Here is an 18,006-nt window from a genome sequence, read left to right as displayed (position 1 = left end):
AGGAGGCGTTAATCATAGATTCTTCATTTTCCAACTATGCAACTTGTTTTAAAGCATTGTCGGACAAGCTTAGGCTAAATATCCTTTTCTACCTTTACCAAAATGAGGAGAAATGTGTATGCAGCTTAAGTGAATACTTTGCTACAGCACAATCTGCTCTCTCATATCATTTAAAAATACTAACAGATAATGGGCTGCTAATAAAGCGACAAGAAGCTGTGTGGAATTTTTACTCTTTGAATAAAGAGCATTTTTTGTTTCCGATGCTAAAGACAATTTTTAAAAATCAAGTAAAAGCACAAATAAATACCAATGGTAAATGACACATATATTTGTATCGGCAAGTAAATAAAATTGCACTCCGAAATATCAATAATAGGGTAACATTATCAAGATACCCAATGTCATCTATAAATAGCCCAAAAAAGCGGGGCAAAAAATGCACTTATTTGCCCCGCTTTTGCTCATTTCTAACCATAAAACCACTACATATAGTGGTCAACCCGTCTTATTTGCCCACTAACCACTATTCGTACTTCTCACAAGTATTCTTATATTATAATCCATCCTTTCGTTAATTAACTTCTGTAAGTTTGTACGCATATAATAATTACATCCAGCTCTTACTTTTGTGATATTAATTTCTCCATACTCTTCAAAACACTTCCTACATTGAAAGTCAACCAATCTAGTCACAAATTGGGGTATAGTTTCAACTATACTATCAAAAATAGCCTTGGTTTTTGGCAACTTTATAAAATTATTCACTTTTATACCTGATTTACTAAAAATACGTCCTTTAGTTAATCTCATCGGTTGATTTTTAATCAGATTGTATGTTTCTAACACTTTGCTATATAGTTTGTCGTCTTTCTCATGCCAATATTGTTCGTTATTATATGTAAAGTTAGGGCTTTTATTGCTAGGCAAATGATCCTCTAGCCAATTTGGATCATTTAATCTAAGCCAACTTATCGTGCTATGGAGATTTCTTCTTATCTGGCTTCTTGTTGCTTGTGGATATTTTTCTATGTAATTTAGTATTCGCTTCTTGTAATTCACCATTTTTTGATCCTGATTTATATTCTTATTAAAAATATAATGCGAATATTTTTTATCACTATTAATTCTATCCCTTAAGCCAATTTTTTCTGAGCATCTTAAAATGGTTTTATCTGAGCATTTCATTTCCATTGCTAACCGTGTAATTCCGTATCCTTTAAGAATTAATCCCTTTAGCTTTTCTTCCCATTCATATCCAAATTCTACAATATTGGAACCTGTTAAATTAGTAAATCTCGATTTATCAAAGATATTAATTTTGTAAGTAAAACCACATGAACACTTAAAGTATCCCATTATACTACGATTCTTTACTAATTCAAAATTCGTAATAACATTCTGTCCGTAATGCTCTGCTATTGGATTTAAACATGGCCATGGACCTTCCCCAAATGGAAAATTTAATTCATCGTTAATATTGATACTAAAGAAATAATATAAATCACCGCAGAGAAAATAAATAAGCAAGATATTTTTAATTGGATCTTGAGATCCATCTGGACGTTGTAAAAATCGTCGTATCCAGTTATATTTATGTTTTTCGTCAAAGTTTAAGTTCCAATAACTAAGACTTTCTTCAGTATAAAAGTTTTTAAAATCAGTCATTAGTTTAAGTTCATTAATTTTATTTCTACTGAACATATAGTTTTTTGATCTAAGAAAATATAAATATCTTTGCCGTAATGAATTCTCAGCATTCTGGAAATTGCTTGTCAATAAATGATACGCGCTATTAACTAATACCTTATCAAGTTTTTCATTTATTGGATCCGTATATGCACGATTATCATTTATCTCCTTTTCGACTAAACTGTAGTTAAAACGAATGAAGGAATCTGGACTTACATTAAGTCTAGAAATTGGATAAGTTTTTAATTTACAATTATGGTGGCAGCAAATGTTAAGATTCGGTATTTGATGCTCCCTACGAAAATAAGCTTCTGTGTGTTTATTATAGTCTTCCTTAGCGCATAAAGGACAGTATTTTAAATTATCATAGTTCCGCATGATTCTAAGACTATTTAGCCTACCCTTTCCGGAATCTACCCCGTTTATAATATGATTCCTAGTTTTCTGATTTAAAAAGGGACTAAATAATGGATATATAGTATGATTCTGTAGTAAGTAATCTACAGTGTATTTTTTATTCCGAATTTTATCAGCCAATGTTTTTATTCCTATAGGAATGAAAATTGAAGGCTTAACTGTGGAGATATTAAAAAGATCTTTTAAAGTATGAGCATTAGATAAATTTCCTGAGTAATAGTGATATCTTGCAATTGTGCTGTATAATAATTCGTTTTCATAAGGGTCTGGGAAGTAACTCAACATCGCATCTTCTCCAAATATCTATATCATAAAATGCAATCAAAATAAGAAAAATCCGTTTATTTCATGCTTTAGTTGCTTCTAATACCATTTCAATTTCATTTACGATCCGAATAGATAACTTTTTCTGGTCTAATCCCGCCTCTTTAAGGATTTCCCATTTTCTTAACTTGCCCTTTTCTTTGTAAAGTTTTTTACTAATATTTCCGATTCGCCGAATTTGATAATCCTCGATTGTTTCTAATTCGCTAGATACTACTCTCATTGTATAAGGTAGCTTCTGCTTATACTTCCTAAGTAAGTCTTCTTTCTCAATTGCCCTGCCAATTAACGCTAACGTTATCCTCTCATGATCCTCCAATTGCTTTATTTCTGAGAGTGCTTTTTTAACATCATGCCCTATTTCAAAATCTCTTTGAACCCAATCAACTCTGTTATATTTTTTTGTAGGAGACTTTTTTGAAGAAGGCAATACTTTCTCTAATAAAGGTTTATCATTTCTGTATAACCATGCATATTCTCTATTGAACTTTTTCCTAATCTGAGTTCTCGAACAGTCAGGGTTCAACTCTAAATAACAAATGAGTGATTTTGTGTAGCAATCTCCCTTTTTTAACTTTTCTGTTTTATTAATTATAACAGAATCATCTAATGATTTATTAAGTTTTTGACTATACTTTTTTATTGTCTTTGGATCACACTTCATTTCTCTTGCGAGTTCTCTTAAGCTCCATGTTTTTTGAGAAAGCTTTTTTTCCAAAGTATTTTCCCATGATCCCCCAAAAGCTTTAATTGTTCCAATTTTATATATATCCTGCGGCGAAGTATCAGGGCCCCTTCTTGAATAAATAAAACCACAAGAACAATTGAATGTGCCAACAGGTTCTTTTGTTTTTGTATCCTCTGTAATATTAACATTAGATATTACAGGTTGTTTATAATGAAATGCTACTGGATTAAGACAGATCCAAGGACCCCTGCCGAAGGGCTCTTGCTTTTTCTTGTAATTTAGAAATTCTTCAACATTATTACTTAAAAAAAGGATAAGTAATATATGCCTGATGGGGTGGATAGCTCTGGTTATTTTCCTTGTTATTACTTTTAACCAGCAATATCCGTTGTCCTTTTGCGGAAAAGATTCTAACGACTTAAGAAAGTCTGATCCATAATAGTCAATAAATTGTTCATATAGTTTTAATTGATTTACTTGTCCACTGTGTTTTGCAAGCCCTCGGTCATATAACAATTCTTTGTATTTCTGTTTAATTATTTCTAGACTTACTTCCTCTAAAGGGTGATTCAAAAAGTAGTTAGCGGCTTGCGATATTCTAAAATGATCTGTATCTTTCGGCAATTCAATATTATAAGCAACCCTATTTGAAATGACTTTGTGGTCAAGCCTAATAAACCCGATTCTACTGTATTTCCGATAATCAACTGGATATTCTCTTAAAAGGCACCTATGTATATGACACACAAAAACACCTTGAATTTGGTGGGTTCTTTTAAAATAAGCCTCGTTATAGTTTGAAACTTCTTCTTCCACACATACTGGGCAGTAATATAAATGTTTTTTAGAGCAAATGCTGCCAGCTGCTACCCCTAGAGATGCATAGAGACCTTCACTATCTCCATGTTTGATAGCTTTTATTAGATTTTGTCTTTTCTCGAATGTTTGTAACTGAATATATAATGGAAATAGCGTATGATTTTGGATAAGGTAATCTGGTAAATATTTACCATTTTTTATCCGTCTTGAAACAGATTCAATTTTACTTGGAAATAAAACACTAGGCATTATATTACCGCTACCAAATAACTCTTCTAGGGTATCTCTATAGCTCTTATTTCCACTATAAAAATGATACCTAGCAAAAGTACTATATAAGATTTCATCTGGATACGGGTCAGGAAAAAACATCATAATATCTTCTTTCATCAGTCTAATTTACTAGAGAAATTAACTTCATATTTTACGTTAATTTTAAGTTTACTTCCCCAATGATTATTTCCGTTTATTCCTATATATATAATACTTTTGCTTAATATTTAGTTTCTGAAATAATGATTGTTTAGAATATATACTAAAAATGGTATAATATAGCGGATATGGAGGTACATATGCCAAATAGGAATTACTCGATGAACGAAACAAAGTATAAAAGATGGATCGATGAAGGTAGAGGCCAAGGAGTGGGAAAAGACTATAAACCATGGTTAACAGTTAGAGATGTATCTTCACTTGGAAGAGAACATCAAATTCGTGGATATAAATGTCAAAGAACTCATCATTTTCTTTCAGATAATGAAAGAAATTATTTCTTTATTGCGGAATACTCTGATTATATTATTGATATCCGTGAACAATATCCCCTTCCCCTTGAAGAAACTTTACTAATTGCAGAGGAATTAGGAATTAATCATCCAAAAGACAACAAGACAAAGCACGCTTTCGTCTTAACTACGGATATGCTATTAACCGGCAAAAAAGGTAATAAACTTAAGTATTTTGCTCGGACTATTAAACCCAAGGATGACTTATTGAATCCTCGTCAGTTAGAAAAATTTGAACTAGAAAGACAATTTTGGGAACGAAAAGGGGTTGACTGGGGTATAGTAACAGAACATCAGATAAATAAAACATTAGCTGACAATATCTCAATGATATACGATTATCACAATGTAGAAGATTTAGCCCTCTTTGAAGATTTCTCCCTCGAAAGAGTTGAGAGATTTGTAAATGAATTATTTGAGGGATTATATAAACATACACAGCCATTAATTATTCGAGATATTACTGAGAAGTTTGATGACCGATTAGGGTTAATATCTGGTTCAGGTATTTCAATATATTATCATTTATTAAAAACAAAAGCTGTATTTACTGATTTATCTCAGGAGAAAATCAATTTAGATAAACCATTATCCTTAATGTTCAACAAAGTTCAACTTAAAGAGGCGGTAGTGTGAAGATTCATGTAAATACGGTATTACAAAATATTAAATCTGCAGGGAAAATGAGGATTATTTGGGTTAGTCCAGGTTACTCTTATGCCTATTCCATTCCACTTGAATCCGGATTGAAATTGCCAAATACTATAAGAATTTCAGAATTGGAAGAAGCAATTAATAACAATCTGATCAGAGAAATCAATGATCCCTATCTTCAGTTTCTTGATGAAGATAGTATAAAACCTTCTGACAAGGAAAAAAGAGATAATGAATGGAAAATAGCGGATTATCTCTGGAATGCAATAGAACCAAAAGTATTATTTCGGAATTATCGACAAAGCTCCTTAGAAGATGCTGCAACTAAATTTAACGTACCGGTCTATAAAGTTCAAAGAATAATGATACGTTTTTGGCAAAGAGGAATGACGAAAAACGCTCTTCTTCCTGACTATTCCAACTCCGGAGCAAGAGGAAAATCCAGAAATTGTACGGAGAAGAAAAGAGGGAGGCCCCCAAAGGTTAGACTAGGAGGTGTTATTGTCAACGGAATTAACGTTGATAACAATATAAAGGAAATATTTCAAACTTCCGTAGATCGTTATTATAATAGCAAAACGACGATAACAGATGTTTATGAAATAATGAAGGATCACTATTTTTCAGACAAATATATTATAGGAAAGGAAACAAAGTATAAAAGATGGGATGAAAATTTGACCCCCACATACAACCAGTTTAATTATTGGTTTAAGAATAATATTAAAATTGAATATCGAAGTACAAAAAGTCGCGGAGAAAACTTTTTCCTAACACATTATAGAGAATTGCTTGGTAATTCTAATATGGAAACCTTTGGGCCTGGATGGCGATATGAAATTGATGCAACAATTGCAGATATTTATTTGTTAAATAGGGAAAGGCGAAGAATCATAGGGCGACCTGTAGTTTATGTTATTATCGATGTTTTTTCTAGGTTAATTGTAGGTTTTAATGTTACATTGGAAGGGCCTTCTTGGCTAGCAGCTTTGGTAGCGATAGATAGTATTTTAGAAGATAAAGTGGAATTATGTAAAAAATATGGGATACTAATCAATCCAAGCGAATGGCCAAATTCCTTATTATCTACAATCTTTTTAGTAGACAACGGTGAATTTAAAGGGATACAATCCGAAAGACTTACTAGTAATATGGGAATACGTGTTGAGTTTGCACCACCTTATCGTGGTGACCTTAAAGGAATTGTCGAAAGATACTTTAGAACACTAAATTCTAGAATTATACGTTTATCTCCAGGTGCTGTAGAGAAGGAATTTCGAGAAGTAAGAGAGGCCCGAGCAAATCACCATCACGACTACAGATTAGATGCAACGTTGACAATGGATGATTTTACTAAACTGATGATCGATAGCATCTTGTTACATAATAAAAAGGTCATTTCCGATTATCCCCTGGATACAGAAATGTATTCACATGAAATAGAGCCAACCCCCATCAATTTGTGGAATTGGGGCTTGTCTAGGAAAACTGTTGGTTTTAAAAAATGTGATAGGGATAATCTTAGATTGAATACCCTCCCTGTGGATATTGCGAATATCACGAGGGAAGGAATTAAATTCCATAAGGACTTATTCTATAGCTCAGAAAAGGCTATAGCAGAACAATGGTTTATTGATCGTACTCAAGAGAAGATTAAAATAGTCTATGACCCAAGGAAACTAAGTAATATATACATTCCAGACGCAAAATGGAAAAGTTATACTACATGTTCTTTGTTACCTAAGTGTAAAGAGTTTAGTGAATGGTCATTAGATGAATTATTATTTAACCAAGACCTAATGAGGCAATTACAGAAGGCTTCATATAGCGAACAAAGCCAGATGATTGCAGATAGAGAATCAGAAGGCCGAAGGATTATATCTAACGCTAAAATGCTTACAAATAATGTAAAGAAGGAGTTTCCAGAAGAATCCAAAAAGGCTAGACTTAGCAATATCCAGCAAAACAGGGTCGAAGAAAAGGAGTTAATACGCAAGGAGGAGGCATTCACTCTTGCAAGAACTAACAGATATGACGATAAAGCTCCTGTTTTACAGATAAACGTAATAGACGAGGAATTACAGGAAGAAAATCTTAACCTTCTGAATAGACTTAGAAATAAAAAGGATGAATATCAAGGTGACAAAAAATAATTTCCCTACAGAAAATCCTCTTTTAAAGGGGGCTGTTGTAGATCAAGCAAAATATATTACTCAAATAGTTCAGGACTATGAAGGGAATCCTTTTATTGAATCTCTTCCTCCCATTTTCAGTGAGGATGAAGTAGCTGAAAACCTCTTATTTTATCCATTAATAACAGAGGATGAATTAGATTACTCGAAAAACGTCCGTTTTCATTTGATTCGTAGACTTAGAAGCTTTATACAACCTTTACCGGTTCATTTTGATATCGAGAAGAGTATCTCTGTCCTGATAAGAAGAGGATACCTTGCAAGAAATCCCATTACAAAAGAGTTTCTTAAACGATTACAGATATTAAATACTGTAAAAGAAAGTAAAAAGAATATAATTGATGAAGAAGTCAGTAAAGAATTCGATTCTTATTTACGTTCAACAGCAGATAGCATAAGTATTATTGGTATTAGTGGCATTGGTAAAACTACTGCTGTTGAAAAAATATTATTGATGTATCCGCAGGTAATTTACCATCAGGAATACAGAGGGGTCCCACTTACAAGGACTCAAATAGTATGGTTAAAAATTGATAGCCCTTATGATGGATCTTTAAAAACCTTATGTAAAAATTTTTTTAAAGCAGTAGATGGTGTATTGGAAAGTACTGATTATTTTAGTAAATATAACTCTGAAACTACATCTACTATGATGATACATATGGCCTATTTATCTTCACTTCATGGAATTGGATTACTTGTAATAGACGAAATACAATTTCTTATTAAGCCAAAATCTGAATCTGAAGACATTCTTAATTTTTTAGTTACTTTAACCAATATTGTTGGTATCCCGTTGGTCCTAATAGGAACATTTAAGGCAATGAAACTGCTTGATAAGGAACTAAAGTCTGGTCGAAGAGTATGCAGCGAAGCAGGAATACTCTGGGATAAGATGGATAAAGATGTAGAATGGGATTTGTTCTTAGAATCAATGTGGTATTTTCAGTATCTTAAAGAAAAAATACCCCTTACACCAGAGCTAAATGAGGTAATGTATGAACAATCACAGGGAATCACAGCTATTGCTGTTAATCTCTTTATTTTGGTTCAAGGTAGAGCTTTATTTACAGAAAAGGAACTGATTACTCCCGCGCTAATCAGAAAAACGGCTAAAAAAGACCTTTTTATTGTCCAGAAGATTATTAAGGCTATTAGAACAAATGATTATGAGAAACTTATTAGATATGAAGATGTTATAATTGATTATGAAGTAATAATAAATAGTATTGAAAATGCCTATAAGTCACATGGAGCTTATAGTAAGTTGCTTAAGGATAAACAAGAATTGAACAAAACATCAATAACAAATATATCTAATAATATTTATGAAGAACTGAAGATGTTCGGAATCTTTAAGAATCTATCAGATCATGAACTTAAGACAATAGTAAACACTGCTATTGAAAGCACGACTGACCTCACTGATATATCCTCACTAAGAACTGAAGTATTTGAAAATGCACGTAATCTAAATATCAAAAAAGATAATACGAAAGATTCTAAAAAAGGAAAAAATACGCTTTCAAAAAATGATCTAAGAAATATCTATAATGAATCTATTAAGCAGAAAAAACACGTATATGATTTGCTTTTAGAAGCAGATTATATTAAGGATCCTTATATCGAATTTTACGAGATCTCATAAATTTAGTTTGTATCATGTGAATATCAGGGAGATTCAAAGTATAATTAACGCACTTGGTTGTTTCAATGTAGATTTGTTACTGCTTGGAGTCTTATAAAGCAACTTCGGTTTTCCAATTAATTAATTTGATATAATAAAAGACCTTGTTTTAAACAAGGTCTTTTATTATATCAAATTAGACTATTTGTGACATTTTTAATCTTAATGTCCAATAAATCCAATCTGCTGCTATCATTTGTTCAAAAAGCTTTTTAGACAAACTTTATTTCAAAAAGAACAAACTTTATTTTAAACGAACAAACTTTATTTTAAATCCACAAAAAGTGGACATTAATTCGAATTATATCATTCTACAGTTACCGACTTAGCCAAATTTCTCGGCTTATCCACGTCATTTCCTCTGGCTACAGACACATAGTAAGCTAAGAGCTGCAGCGGAATCACCGTCAGGATCGGGGCCAGTTCATTGACGGTCTCCGGAATATAAAAGATATCATTCACGGACTTATGTAAATCCGTGTTGCCTTCAAAGGTGAATCCAATGACCATCGCATCCCGGGCTTTGACTTCGATGACGTTGGATACGGTCTTCTCGTAAAGATCACGTTGGGTTGCCAGCGCAATAACCGGCGTATGGGGTGTAATCAGGGCAAGAGTACCGTGCTTCAATTCGCCGGAAGCATAGGCTTCGGCATGGACATAGGAGATTTCCTTCAGTTTCAGCGCGCCTTCCTGAGCAACACACCAATCGAGGCCACGTCCGATAAAGAATGAGCTATCTGTCTCTTCAAAATATTTAGCTAAAGCTTTAATATTCTCCGCACCGTCTTTTAACAAGATCTCTACTTTATCCGGAATTTTGCCCAACTCGGCAATGATTTCAGTAATCCATTCCTGTGGCATCGTCCCTTTGGCTTGGGTAAGATACAAGGCTAACAGGATCATACCCTCGATCTGGGTCGTATAGGCTTTCGTCGAAGCGACAGCGATTTCCGGTCCTGCCCAGGTATGAATGACATCATGCGCTTCCCGTGCGACAGAGCTGCCAACCACATTAGTGATGGCTATGACGCGGGCACCTTTCTTCTTTGATTCGCGCAACGCGGCCAGGGTATCGGCTGTTTCTCCCGATTGGCTGACAACGATGACCAGCGTCTTGTCATCAATCAGCGGGGAACGATAGCGGAATTCGGAAGCAATATCCACTTCCACCGGCAGCTTCGCCCACTGTTCGATCAGTCTTTTACCGATCAGTCCGGCATGATAAGCGGTCCCGCAGGCCACGATCGCCACTTTATTAAACTGAGCGATTTCAGCCGGTGTTAGGTCGACTTCCTGAAGAGTCACTTTCGTATGGTTAAGCCTCCCGGCCAGTGTATCGCGTAACGCCTTGGGCTGTTCAAAAATCTCTTTGATCATAAAATGTTCATATCCGCCTTTTTCAGCCGCTGTCTCATCCCAGGTCACTTCAAAAACGTCCTTAAAAACGCACTCGCCGGTGATACTATTGCAGAAAGCCAACCCTTGGGCAGACACGGTCACCATTTCTCCGTCTTCCATGATATAGGTTTTCCGGGTGTATTTCAGAACAGCCGGGATATCGCTGGCGATAAAATATTCGCCATCTCCGATACCAACGATCAACGGACTGTCCTTACGGGCAGCAACCAAAATATCCGGATTTTTGTAACTTAAGACGACGACAGCATAGGATCCCGATACTTTTGCCAGAGCCTTTCTTACTGCTTCCTGAAGATCACCCTCATAGAAATGTTCAACCAGATGCGCGAGCACTTCTGTATCCGTTTCTGAGCGAAAGTGATGCCCTTCTGCGATTAACCACTCTTTTAAGGCCAGATAGTTCTCAATAATCCCGTTATGTACGACGGCAAAATCACCATGGCAATCCATATGGGGATGCGCGTTATTATCTGACGGCCGGCCATGGGTCGCCCACCGGGTATGACCGATCCCGATATTGGCGACATACTTTCGATTGGTCAGTTTTTCTTCTAAATGTGCTAATTTACCAACACTCTTCGTAATCCGGATCCCGCCTTTTTCCATAACGGCGATCCCCGAAGAATCATAGCCGCGATATTCTAATTTCTTTAGACCTTCAACCAATATGGGAACAGCTTGCTTTTCTCCAAAATATCCAACAATACCACACATACCTTTTTCTCCTCTCAAATTACACAGATAGGCATCGCCGATGTGTAAACTTAGCTATATCCGAATAAAAAATAGCCGTTTAGAAGACGGCCGATAATGACAAAGCTCATAAATTGGCTGAACAAAGAAATTAGTAACGCCATCGCTGGATTAACAACGCACCGCATCGATTAACACGATGGCAAATGAAACTAAATTCTATGTCCTTAATGGCATAAGAATACTCGGGTCTCTCACAGAAACCCCTGCTCTTGTTTGATCCACTCTTTGTTCTGAAGATTACTCCTCATTTTTGTAGCAAATCTTACGATGACAAGCCACCGAGAGGCACCCGCCGAAAACTTCGATTAACCTCTACCTCGTCAACCCTTAGTCGGGTTCTGGCGCTAAATTATTTGACCGTCTTGATCATTTTGACTATTCAGTTATTCGATTTAGTAAACGTTATTATCTTCTCTTGTTCATTTACACCTCCCGCATCCTGGCTACACTCCACCTATTATAATCGATTTTCCTATTGAGAGATAGTCCTAACCTGTGAACTTTTGTTCACAGGCGGATCAGATTGCCAAAAATAGCATTAAATCGTTATGAATATTACTATATTATTATTTATAACGTTATATGTGCAACGTTTTAAAAAAATATCTCGAATTCGCAACCGCTTGCGAATTTGGGATACCGTCTCTTTCCAGAGGCAAAACGGAAAATGCATAACATCAGCAATCGATCGATTTAACCACCGCAACAACTGCCTGTGCCAGGCTGGCAAGTTCCTCCTGATCAGGTCCTTCCAGCATAACCCTGATCAACGATTCCGTACCTGATGGACGCACCAGAATCCGTCCGTCTTCGCCGAGGTGCTGTTGAACTTCCGAAATTTTCTCTTTCAGCTGGCCACTCGCCATGACCTTATCCTTGTTGTCAACCCGTGTGTTAAGCAGCACCTGCGGGAAGCGCCGCATCTGAGCCGCTAATTCCGACAGCGGCATTTGCTTGGCCTTAAGCACATCCAGCAGCTGCAACCCAGAAAGTAAGCCATCCCCGGTCGTGTTATGTTCTAAGAAGATAATATGTCCGGATTGTTCGCCGCCTAATACCGCACCAGATTCCTTCAGTTTTTCCATGACATAACGGTCGCCGACGGTTGTCTCCAGCACGTGGATCCCCGCTTGACGGCAGGCTTTATGCAATCCCATGTTGCTCATCACCGTCACGACTAACGAATCCTGGGCCAGCTTGCCGTTTTCCTTTAACGCGCTGGCACAGATAACCATGATATAATCCCCATCGATGATTTGACCTTTTTCATCTACCGCAATGATCCTGTCTGCATCGCCGTCACAGGCCAGACCGATGTCCGCGCCGCTCTCGACAACTGCCTTCGCCAGTGCTTCCGGATGGGTAGAGCCGCATTGAACGTTGATATTCGTCCCATTCGGCTGATTGAAGATGGGGATAACTTCGGCACCCAAGTCGGTCAGGACCCTAGGCCCGATTTTATAGGCAGCCCCATTGGCACAATCGAGTACTATTTTTAAACCTTCAAGCGAGGATGGTGCCGTGTTGATTAAGAATTGCTCATATTTTTCTGAGGCGTCATCCATATCCATGATTGTCCCGATCCGGCTTCCGGAAGGTGATTCCAGCTCGTCGAGCCGATTGAGTACGGCTTCGATTTCATCTTCCATTTCATCCGGAAGCTTGTAGCCGCTTCCGGCAAAAAACTTAATACCGTTATCTTCGAACGGGTTATGGGAAGCCGAGATAACAACGCCGGCATCCGCTTGGAGCGTACGCGTTAAATAGGCGATTCCCGGTGTCGGCAGGACACCCGTTTTGATGACATCAACTCCCATGGCACAAATGCCTGCTGCAAGCGCTGCCTCCAGCATGCTGCCGGAAATCCGGGTATCTTTGCCGATGATAATCTGGGCATGTTCCTTCCCTTTACCCAGGACATAAGCCCCCGCCTTTCCCAGTTTGAAAGCAAGTTCCGGGGTAAGTTCACTGTTTGCTTTTCCTCTGATCCCATCGGTTCCAAAAAGCCTTGCCAAACTTAGTTCCTCCTTTATATCTATCGCGATTGACATTCTCTTACTAGTACTGAAAGCGTTTTGCATTGGTATCGTCCTGATTTCGATTATACGCGATTCTTTGCCTTTGGACTATTCTTTCATCGCATAGTGGGCCATTAATTTTTCTGCCGCTTTAATGCCGTCTACAGCAGAGCTCGTGATACCGCCGGCATAACCTGCGCCTTCACCGGCAGGGAACAAGCCTTGGACGTTCACTGACTGTCCTGACTCATCCCGCAGGATTCGCACCGGTGCACTGGTTCTCGACTCAATGCCGGTCAAGGTGGCTTCGGTTCCGGCAAACCCTTTAATTTTCTGATCAAAAGCCATTAGTGCCCTCTCCAGAACACCGCTGATTTCCTTCGGCAGCACCGCATGCAGATCATTGGGTACATAACCCGGCTGGTAGCTTGGTTTTAAGGCAAATTCCCCGCTTAGCTTATGGTTCAGAAAATCCTGTACTGTCTGGGCGGGGACATAGTAGTTATTCCCTCCGGCCTGAAAAGCTTTTCGTTCCCATTCTCGCTGAAAGGTAATCCCCGCAAGAGGGTCTCTCGAACCATAATCCATGGGGCTGACCGTGACCACAACAGCACTATTGGCGATGCCGCTGTCCCGCCTGGAATTACTCATACCGTTAATTACGATACCGCCTTCTTCCGAGGAAGAAGCGATGACCTGCCCGCCGGGACACATGCAGAAGGTATAAGCCCCTCTGCCGGTAGCCGCATCCTTGTAGGTTAGCTGGTAATCCGCTGCACCAAGCCGCGGATGACGGATAACCCCATATTGCGAGAGATTGATCAATTCCTGAGGGTGCTCAATTCGCAATCCAATGGCCAACGGTTTCGATTCCAAGGATATCCCCGATTGTTGAAGAAATTCATAGACGTCACGCGCACTGTTCCCCACGGCCAGAATGACAGCCTCCGCGAACAAGGAATCCTTTGCATCTATTTCGAGCCCTTCCAGGCGTCCGTTGCGAATGATCAGTCCGGATACACGGGTACGAAAACAAACCTCCCCGCCCAGATCCTGGATCTTTTTCCGTATGGCCGCAACAACATGTTTAAGAACATCTGTTCCGATATGCGGTTTTGCTGCATAGCAAATTTCTTGATCTGCACCAAAGGCGCAAAAAGTCTCTAACACTTTCCTTACTCGGGCGTCATCGATCCGGGTCGTTAATTTCCCGTCCGAAAACGTACCCGCACCGCCTTCGCCGAATTGGACGTTACTCTCTGGATCCAGCTTCTGCCCCTGCCAAAAGCCGCTGACAATGCTGCTGCGGGTTTCAACATCATCGCCTCGCTCCAAAACAAGCGGCCGGTAGCCTTTCTCTGCTAAGGTCAACGCCGCAAAATAGCCGGCAGGCCCGGACCCAACGATCACAGGCCGAGAAGAAAGCCGCTTCTCAGGTATGCTATTGATAATGCGGACTTCATCCACAGATCTCTCCCTTAGCTGCGGATACCGCGCCAGTACTCTTCTAAATTCCGATCCGGGAGATGGAATAGAAAAAGCAACCGTATAGACAAAAAAAATCTCCGGCTTTTTACGGGCATCTACCGAACGCCTAACTATTTGCCAGTTTTTTATATATTCCCGGCGGAGCTTTAACCTGCGGGCCAGGATGTCCGGTAACTCCGCAACATCCTGATCTACAGGCAGTTTTATATCCGTCCAAACAAGATTCACAAATAACTCCAAATCGTTTATTATTATCGTTTACTGTTTACTGTAAAAGGTTCTATAGGCTATTCTTATCAGGTTCTATTGCTGTTCTTCTCTGCATCAAATCCTCTGATATTCATCACGGTATGATTATTGTGGGTTGGCTGTCACTGATTTCAGCACCAGCTCAACTTTTGGGATATTCACCATGGTAACACCCGATGGCAATTCCCACAGGACGGTGGTATCACTATAGGTTCCTTCCTTTAACCCCTTGGCATCTACCCAGGCATTGATATCTGCAGCCTTTAAGGTTTTAAGTGTATCCGGATACCCGCTGACGGTGACCGTAATCGGGGTGATCGCTTCAGCCGTCAGTCCTTCTCCTGTGTTCTTGACCTCAACAGATACCTGGATATTCTGCATAACCGCTTTCGGAGCAACCGTGACCATCACACTGATCTTCGTTCCTGCAGCGAAGGTCACACCACTCGGTAATGCTATCGAGTTCAGCGCAATATCATATTCTTTACTGTCGCTCAGCCCTTCAATATCTATCGTCCCTAAATTTAAGAACGTTATTCCCTTTAGTGCGTTCTCGGGTCCGATTAATTTGACTTGCGAGGGTACCGGTATAATCTGGCGTACCTCAACGCCTTCCGCCGGTGTTCCTTTGGTATCCACATGTAACGGAACCATTTTGCTGGCGTTGCCCTTTTCAAAGATGGGGATGATAACTTCAATTGTATCCGGATAAAACTTCACCGACTGCAGCGTCGGGTCCGAAGTCGATATACTTTTTTGCGAATCACTAAATTTCACGGGAAGCGATATTCGTTTACTCTCACTTAATCCCAAGAGATCGACTTCCACACTGACACTATCTAATTTTTCCAGAATGGATTCGGGTCCGCGAATATTAACAACTTCCGGCTTAAGGATCAATGTCCCCACATCATAGCCCTCAGCAGGCTCACCAATAATCGTCGGCTGAACTGTCACAATCTTATTCTTAACAGAATCTAAAGTCAGTGTGACGGTTTTTGGACTCCAATTTTTAATCATCTTGGCATCCGGACTATCTATACTAACTTCATAGGTATGTTCCCCGGCAGTAGCCCCTTTGAGGTCAATGTAGGCTTCAAACTCACTGATATTCTGTGTCTGGGCAGAATCATTTAATGATATGGTAATCGTGGGAATAGAAGAGATAATAGCCAGATTGGAGGGTTGGTTCTTGGTGACAAGCTGTGTCGGCAGGCTGTTTTGGCCAAGCAGCGACGGATTCGTGGTACTGACGATGGACGCCCAGAAGATGACGGCCAGCACAATGGAAATAATTTTATATCCCATATTGCGACGAATAATGTCCCGTAATGCCAAAAGCTCACGCATTGCTGTCACCTCGCTTGAACGGATTGATCCGCTTCGCCTTTTCCACCAGAATCTCATTTTTCAAGAGATCGCGAAGGCTCTTCTCATCGAGGAATCGGGTCATCTTGCCGTTCTTGGCTGTAGAAACGACGCCTGTTTCTTCTGAAACAATAATGATCAGTGCATCGGATACCTCAGAAAGACCCAGCGCAGCCCTGTGTCGTGTTCCCAAATCCTTCTGCAGACCGTTATATTGGGTCAGTGGCAAAAAACAACCTGCCGCAGCGACACGGTCACCGCGGATGATTACAGCCCCATCATGGAGGGGTGATTTCGGAATAAACAAATTGACCAGAAATTCAGAAGAAACGACACCGTCAATTTTAACGCCGGTTTCAATATATTCCTGAATCCCGGTTGTTTTCTCAATAACTATCAGAGCCCCTATCCGGCTCTGGGACAGTACCTGACTGCAGCGGACAAGTTCCTCGATCAGCTTTTTGTACTCTTCAGCACCGGTTGTTCCGGGATGCATCGTGATAAATTTACCACGGCCGATCTGCTCCAGTGCGCGTCGCAATTCCGGCTGAAAAACCACTGGGATAGCGACAAGCAACATACCCCAGACCTTATTCAATATCCATGATAAGGTGTCCAACTGCATCTGCCTGGCTAATAAATAGATCACCATTAGCACAAAAAGGCCTTTGATCAGCTGGACAGCCCGCGTCCCCTTTATCAACATCAAGAGCTGATAAATAATAATGGCAACCACGGCAATATCCACAATATCCGTCGTTTGAAATGCATCCATCCACATGTGCAGATATGCCACAGTCTCACTCCTTAGAATAATTAATAGTACGATATTCTACGTATATTCTAGAATTCCTTGCCTGGTAATAGAAATTCACTTAAAATTATACCTGAAAACCCCGTATAATAGCCAGTATAATTACACATAAAGTAAAATAATTGCAATGAATTGAGGAGGCTTTGTTCATGGATATTAAAGATTGGCAAAAAGTTGTCGATGACTGGATTTCGCAATTTGAAGAAGGGTATTGGCAACCCTCCTCAATGATGCTCAGGTTGATTGAAGAAGTTGGTGAGCTTGCCAGAGAAGTCAATCATCGCTATGGACAAAAGCCCAAAAAACCTTCCGAGCAGGAAGGTGATATCGCCTTAGAAATGGCTGATATCCTGTTCATCATCATGTGTATGGCTAATTCCCTCGATATAGACCTGGAAAAATCTTTTGAGGAAATGATGGAAAAATATCGCCTCCGGGACAGCAATCGCTGGACAAAAAAGCAAGTGGATTGACAAGGTAGAGATTTATCCTGCATTTATCCTATTGACCGCTAATATTTCAGTGTGCTAAAGTATTCTCAGATACATATTTTTTTAGACTAAGCGCAGCTTTATTACTCCTGGACGCAGGGGTAATATTTTTTTGCGGCTTAAGTTTTAATGTTCGCATTTT

The 18,006-nt window shown here is 39.1% G+C and carries 12 protein-coding genes; 5 read left to right on the top strand and 7 right to left on the bottom strand.

Annotation, left to right across the window (positions count from 1 at the left end):
• Positions 1–11: 11 nt before the first annotated feature.
• Positions 12–323: an ArsR/SmtB family transcription factor gene (locus LPY66_RS20960; RefSeq protein WP_443112473.1), complete on the top strand. Its 312-nt coding sequence runs from the start codon at positions 12–14 to the stop codon at positions 321–323.
• Positions 324–519: 196 nt separating this feature from the next.
• Here the strand turns inward: LPY66_RS20960 and LPY66_RS04375 are convergent, their stop codons facing one another.
• The gene (locus tag LPY66_RS04375) at positions 520–2,394 is read right to left on the bottom strand and encodes a TnsD family Tn7-like transposition protein (RefSeq protein WP_337986880.1); all 1,875 of its coding nucleotides are present in this window, start codon (positions 2,392–2,394) and stop codon (positions 520–522) included.
• A gap of 61 nt (positions 2,395–2,455) precedes the next feature.
• Complete coding sequence (locus tag LPY66_RS04370; RefSeq protein WP_337986879.1) at positions 2,456–4,330, bottom strand: TnsD family transposase; 1,875 nt, start codon at positions 4,328–4,330, stop codon at positions 2,456–2,458.
• A gap of 203 nt (positions 4,331–4,533) precedes the next feature.
• On the opposite strand from LPY66_RS04370, the gene LPY66_RS04365 reads away from it, so the two are divergent.
• From LPY66_RS04365 to LPY66_RS04355, 3 genes are read left to right on the top strand one after another with little or no spacing between them, the layout of a single operon-like run.
• Entirely contained in the window at positions 4,534–5,361 is an 828-nt protein-coding gene (locus LPY66_RS04365; RefSeq protein ID WP_337986878.1) for a TnsA endonuclease N-terminal domain-containing protein, read from the top strand.
• The gene (locus LPY66_RS04360; RefSeq protein ID WP_337986877.1) at positions 5,358–7,532 is read left to right on the top strand and encodes a Mu transposase C-terminal domain-containing protein; all 2,175 of its coding nucleotides are present in this window, start codon (positions 5,358–5,360) and stop codon (positions 7,530–7,532) included. The genes LPY66_RS04365 and LPY66_RS04360 overlap by 4 nt, the downstream gene beginning before the upstream one ends.
• Positions 7,519–9,219 (top strand): ATP-binding protein, encoded by a 1,701-nt coding sequence (locus LPY66_RS04355; protein WP_337986876.1) that lies wholly within the window; start codon positions 7,519–7,521, stop codon positions 9,217–9,219. The genes LPY66_RS04360 and LPY66_RS04355 overlap by 14 nt, the downstream gene beginning before the upstream one ends.
• Positions 9,220–9,564: 345 nt before the next feature.
• Here LPY66_RS04355 and glmS read toward each other — a convergent pair whose 3' ends face one another.
• The 5 genes from glmS to cdaA all read right to left on the bottom strand — a co-directional run bounded on the left by glmS (position 9,565) and on the right by cdaA (position 17,340).
• Positions 9,565–11,394 (bottom strand): glutamine--fructose-6-phosphate transaminase (isomerizing), encoded by a 1,830-nt coding sequence (gene glmS, locus LPY66_RS04350; protein ID WP_337986875.1) that lies wholly within the window; start codon positions 11,392–11,394, stop codon positions 9,565–9,567.
• Positions 11,395–12,113: 719 nt separating this feature from the next.
• The gene (gene glmM, locus LPY66_RS04345; protein ID WP_337986874.1) at positions 12,114–13,451 is read right to left on the bottom strand and encodes a phosphoglucosamine mutase; all 1,338 of its coding nucleotides are present in this window, start codon (positions 13,449–13,451) and stop codon (positions 12,114–12,116) included.
• Positions 13,452–13,562: 111 nt separating this feature from the next.
• Complete coding sequence (locus LPY66_RS04340; protein ID WP_337986873.1) at positions 13,563–15,170, bottom strand: NAD(P)/FAD-dependent oxidoreductase; 1,608 nt, start codon at positions 15,168–15,170, stop codon at positions 13,563–13,565.
• 126 nt (positions 15,171–15,296) lie between these two features.
• On the bottom strand, positions 15,297–16,541 hold the full coding sequence (locus LPY66_RS04335; RefSeq protein WP_337986872.1) for a CdaR family protein: 1,245 nt from the start codon (positions 16,539–16,541) through the stop codon (positions 15,297–15,299).
• Entirely contained in the window at positions 16,534–17,340 is an 807-nt protein-coding gene (gene cdaA / locus LPY66_RS04330; protein WP_337988021.1) for a diadenylate cyclase CdaA, read from the bottom strand. The genes LPY66_RS04335 and cdaA overlap by 8 nt, the downstream gene beginning before the upstream one ends.
• A gap of 182 nt (positions 17,341–17,522) precedes the next feature.
• Between cdaA and LPY66_RS04325 the strand changes: the two genes are divergently transcribed.
• Positions 17,523–17,846, top strand: coding sequence for a nucleotide pyrophosphohydrolase (locus LPY66_RS04325; RefSeq protein WP_337986871.1), 324 nt, complete (start codon positions 17,523–17,525; stop codon positions 17,844–17,846).
• Positions 17,847–18,006 lie beyond the last annotated feature (160 nt).

The sequence above is a fragment of the Dehalobacter sp. DCM genome (assembly GCF_024972775.1).
Lineage (GTDB): Bacteria > Bacillota > Desulfitobacteriia > Desulfitobacteriales > Syntrophobotulaceae > Dehalobacter.
Note: the sequence above shows the minus strand (reverse complement) of the source record. Positions and strands in the feature narration are given on the sequence as shown.

Excerpts from the sequence above, each read along its gene's own strand:
- cdaA (WP_337988021.1), bottom strand. The coding sequence starts at position 17,340 with ATGTGGATGGATGCATTTCAAACGACGGATATTGTGGATATTGCCGTG.
- LPY66_RS04370 (WP_337986879.1), bottom strand. The coding sequence starts at position 4,330 with ATGAAAGAAGATATTATGATGTTTTTTCCTGACCCGTATCCAGATGAA.
- LPY66_RS04375 (WP_337986880.1), bottom strand. The coding sequence starts at position 2,394 with ATGTTGAGTTACTTCCCAGACCCTTATGAAAACGAATTATTATACAGC.
- glmS (WP_337986875.1), bottom strand. The coding sequence starts at position 11,394 with ATGTGTGGTATTGTTGGATATTTTGGAGAAAAGCAAGCTGTTCCCATA.
- LPY66_RS04365 (WP_337986878.1), top strand. The coding sequence starts at position 4,534 with ATGAACGAAACAAAGTATAAAAGATGGATCGATGAAGGTAGAGGCCAA.
- LPY66_RS04335 (WP_337986872.1), bottom strand. The coding sequence starts at position 16,541 with ATGCGTGAGCTTTTGGCATTACGGGACATTATTCGTCGCAATATGGGA.
- LPY66_RS04325 (WP_337986871.1), top strand. The coding sequence starts at position 17,523 with ATGGATATTAAAGATTGGCAAAAAGTTGTCGATGACTGGATTTCGCAA.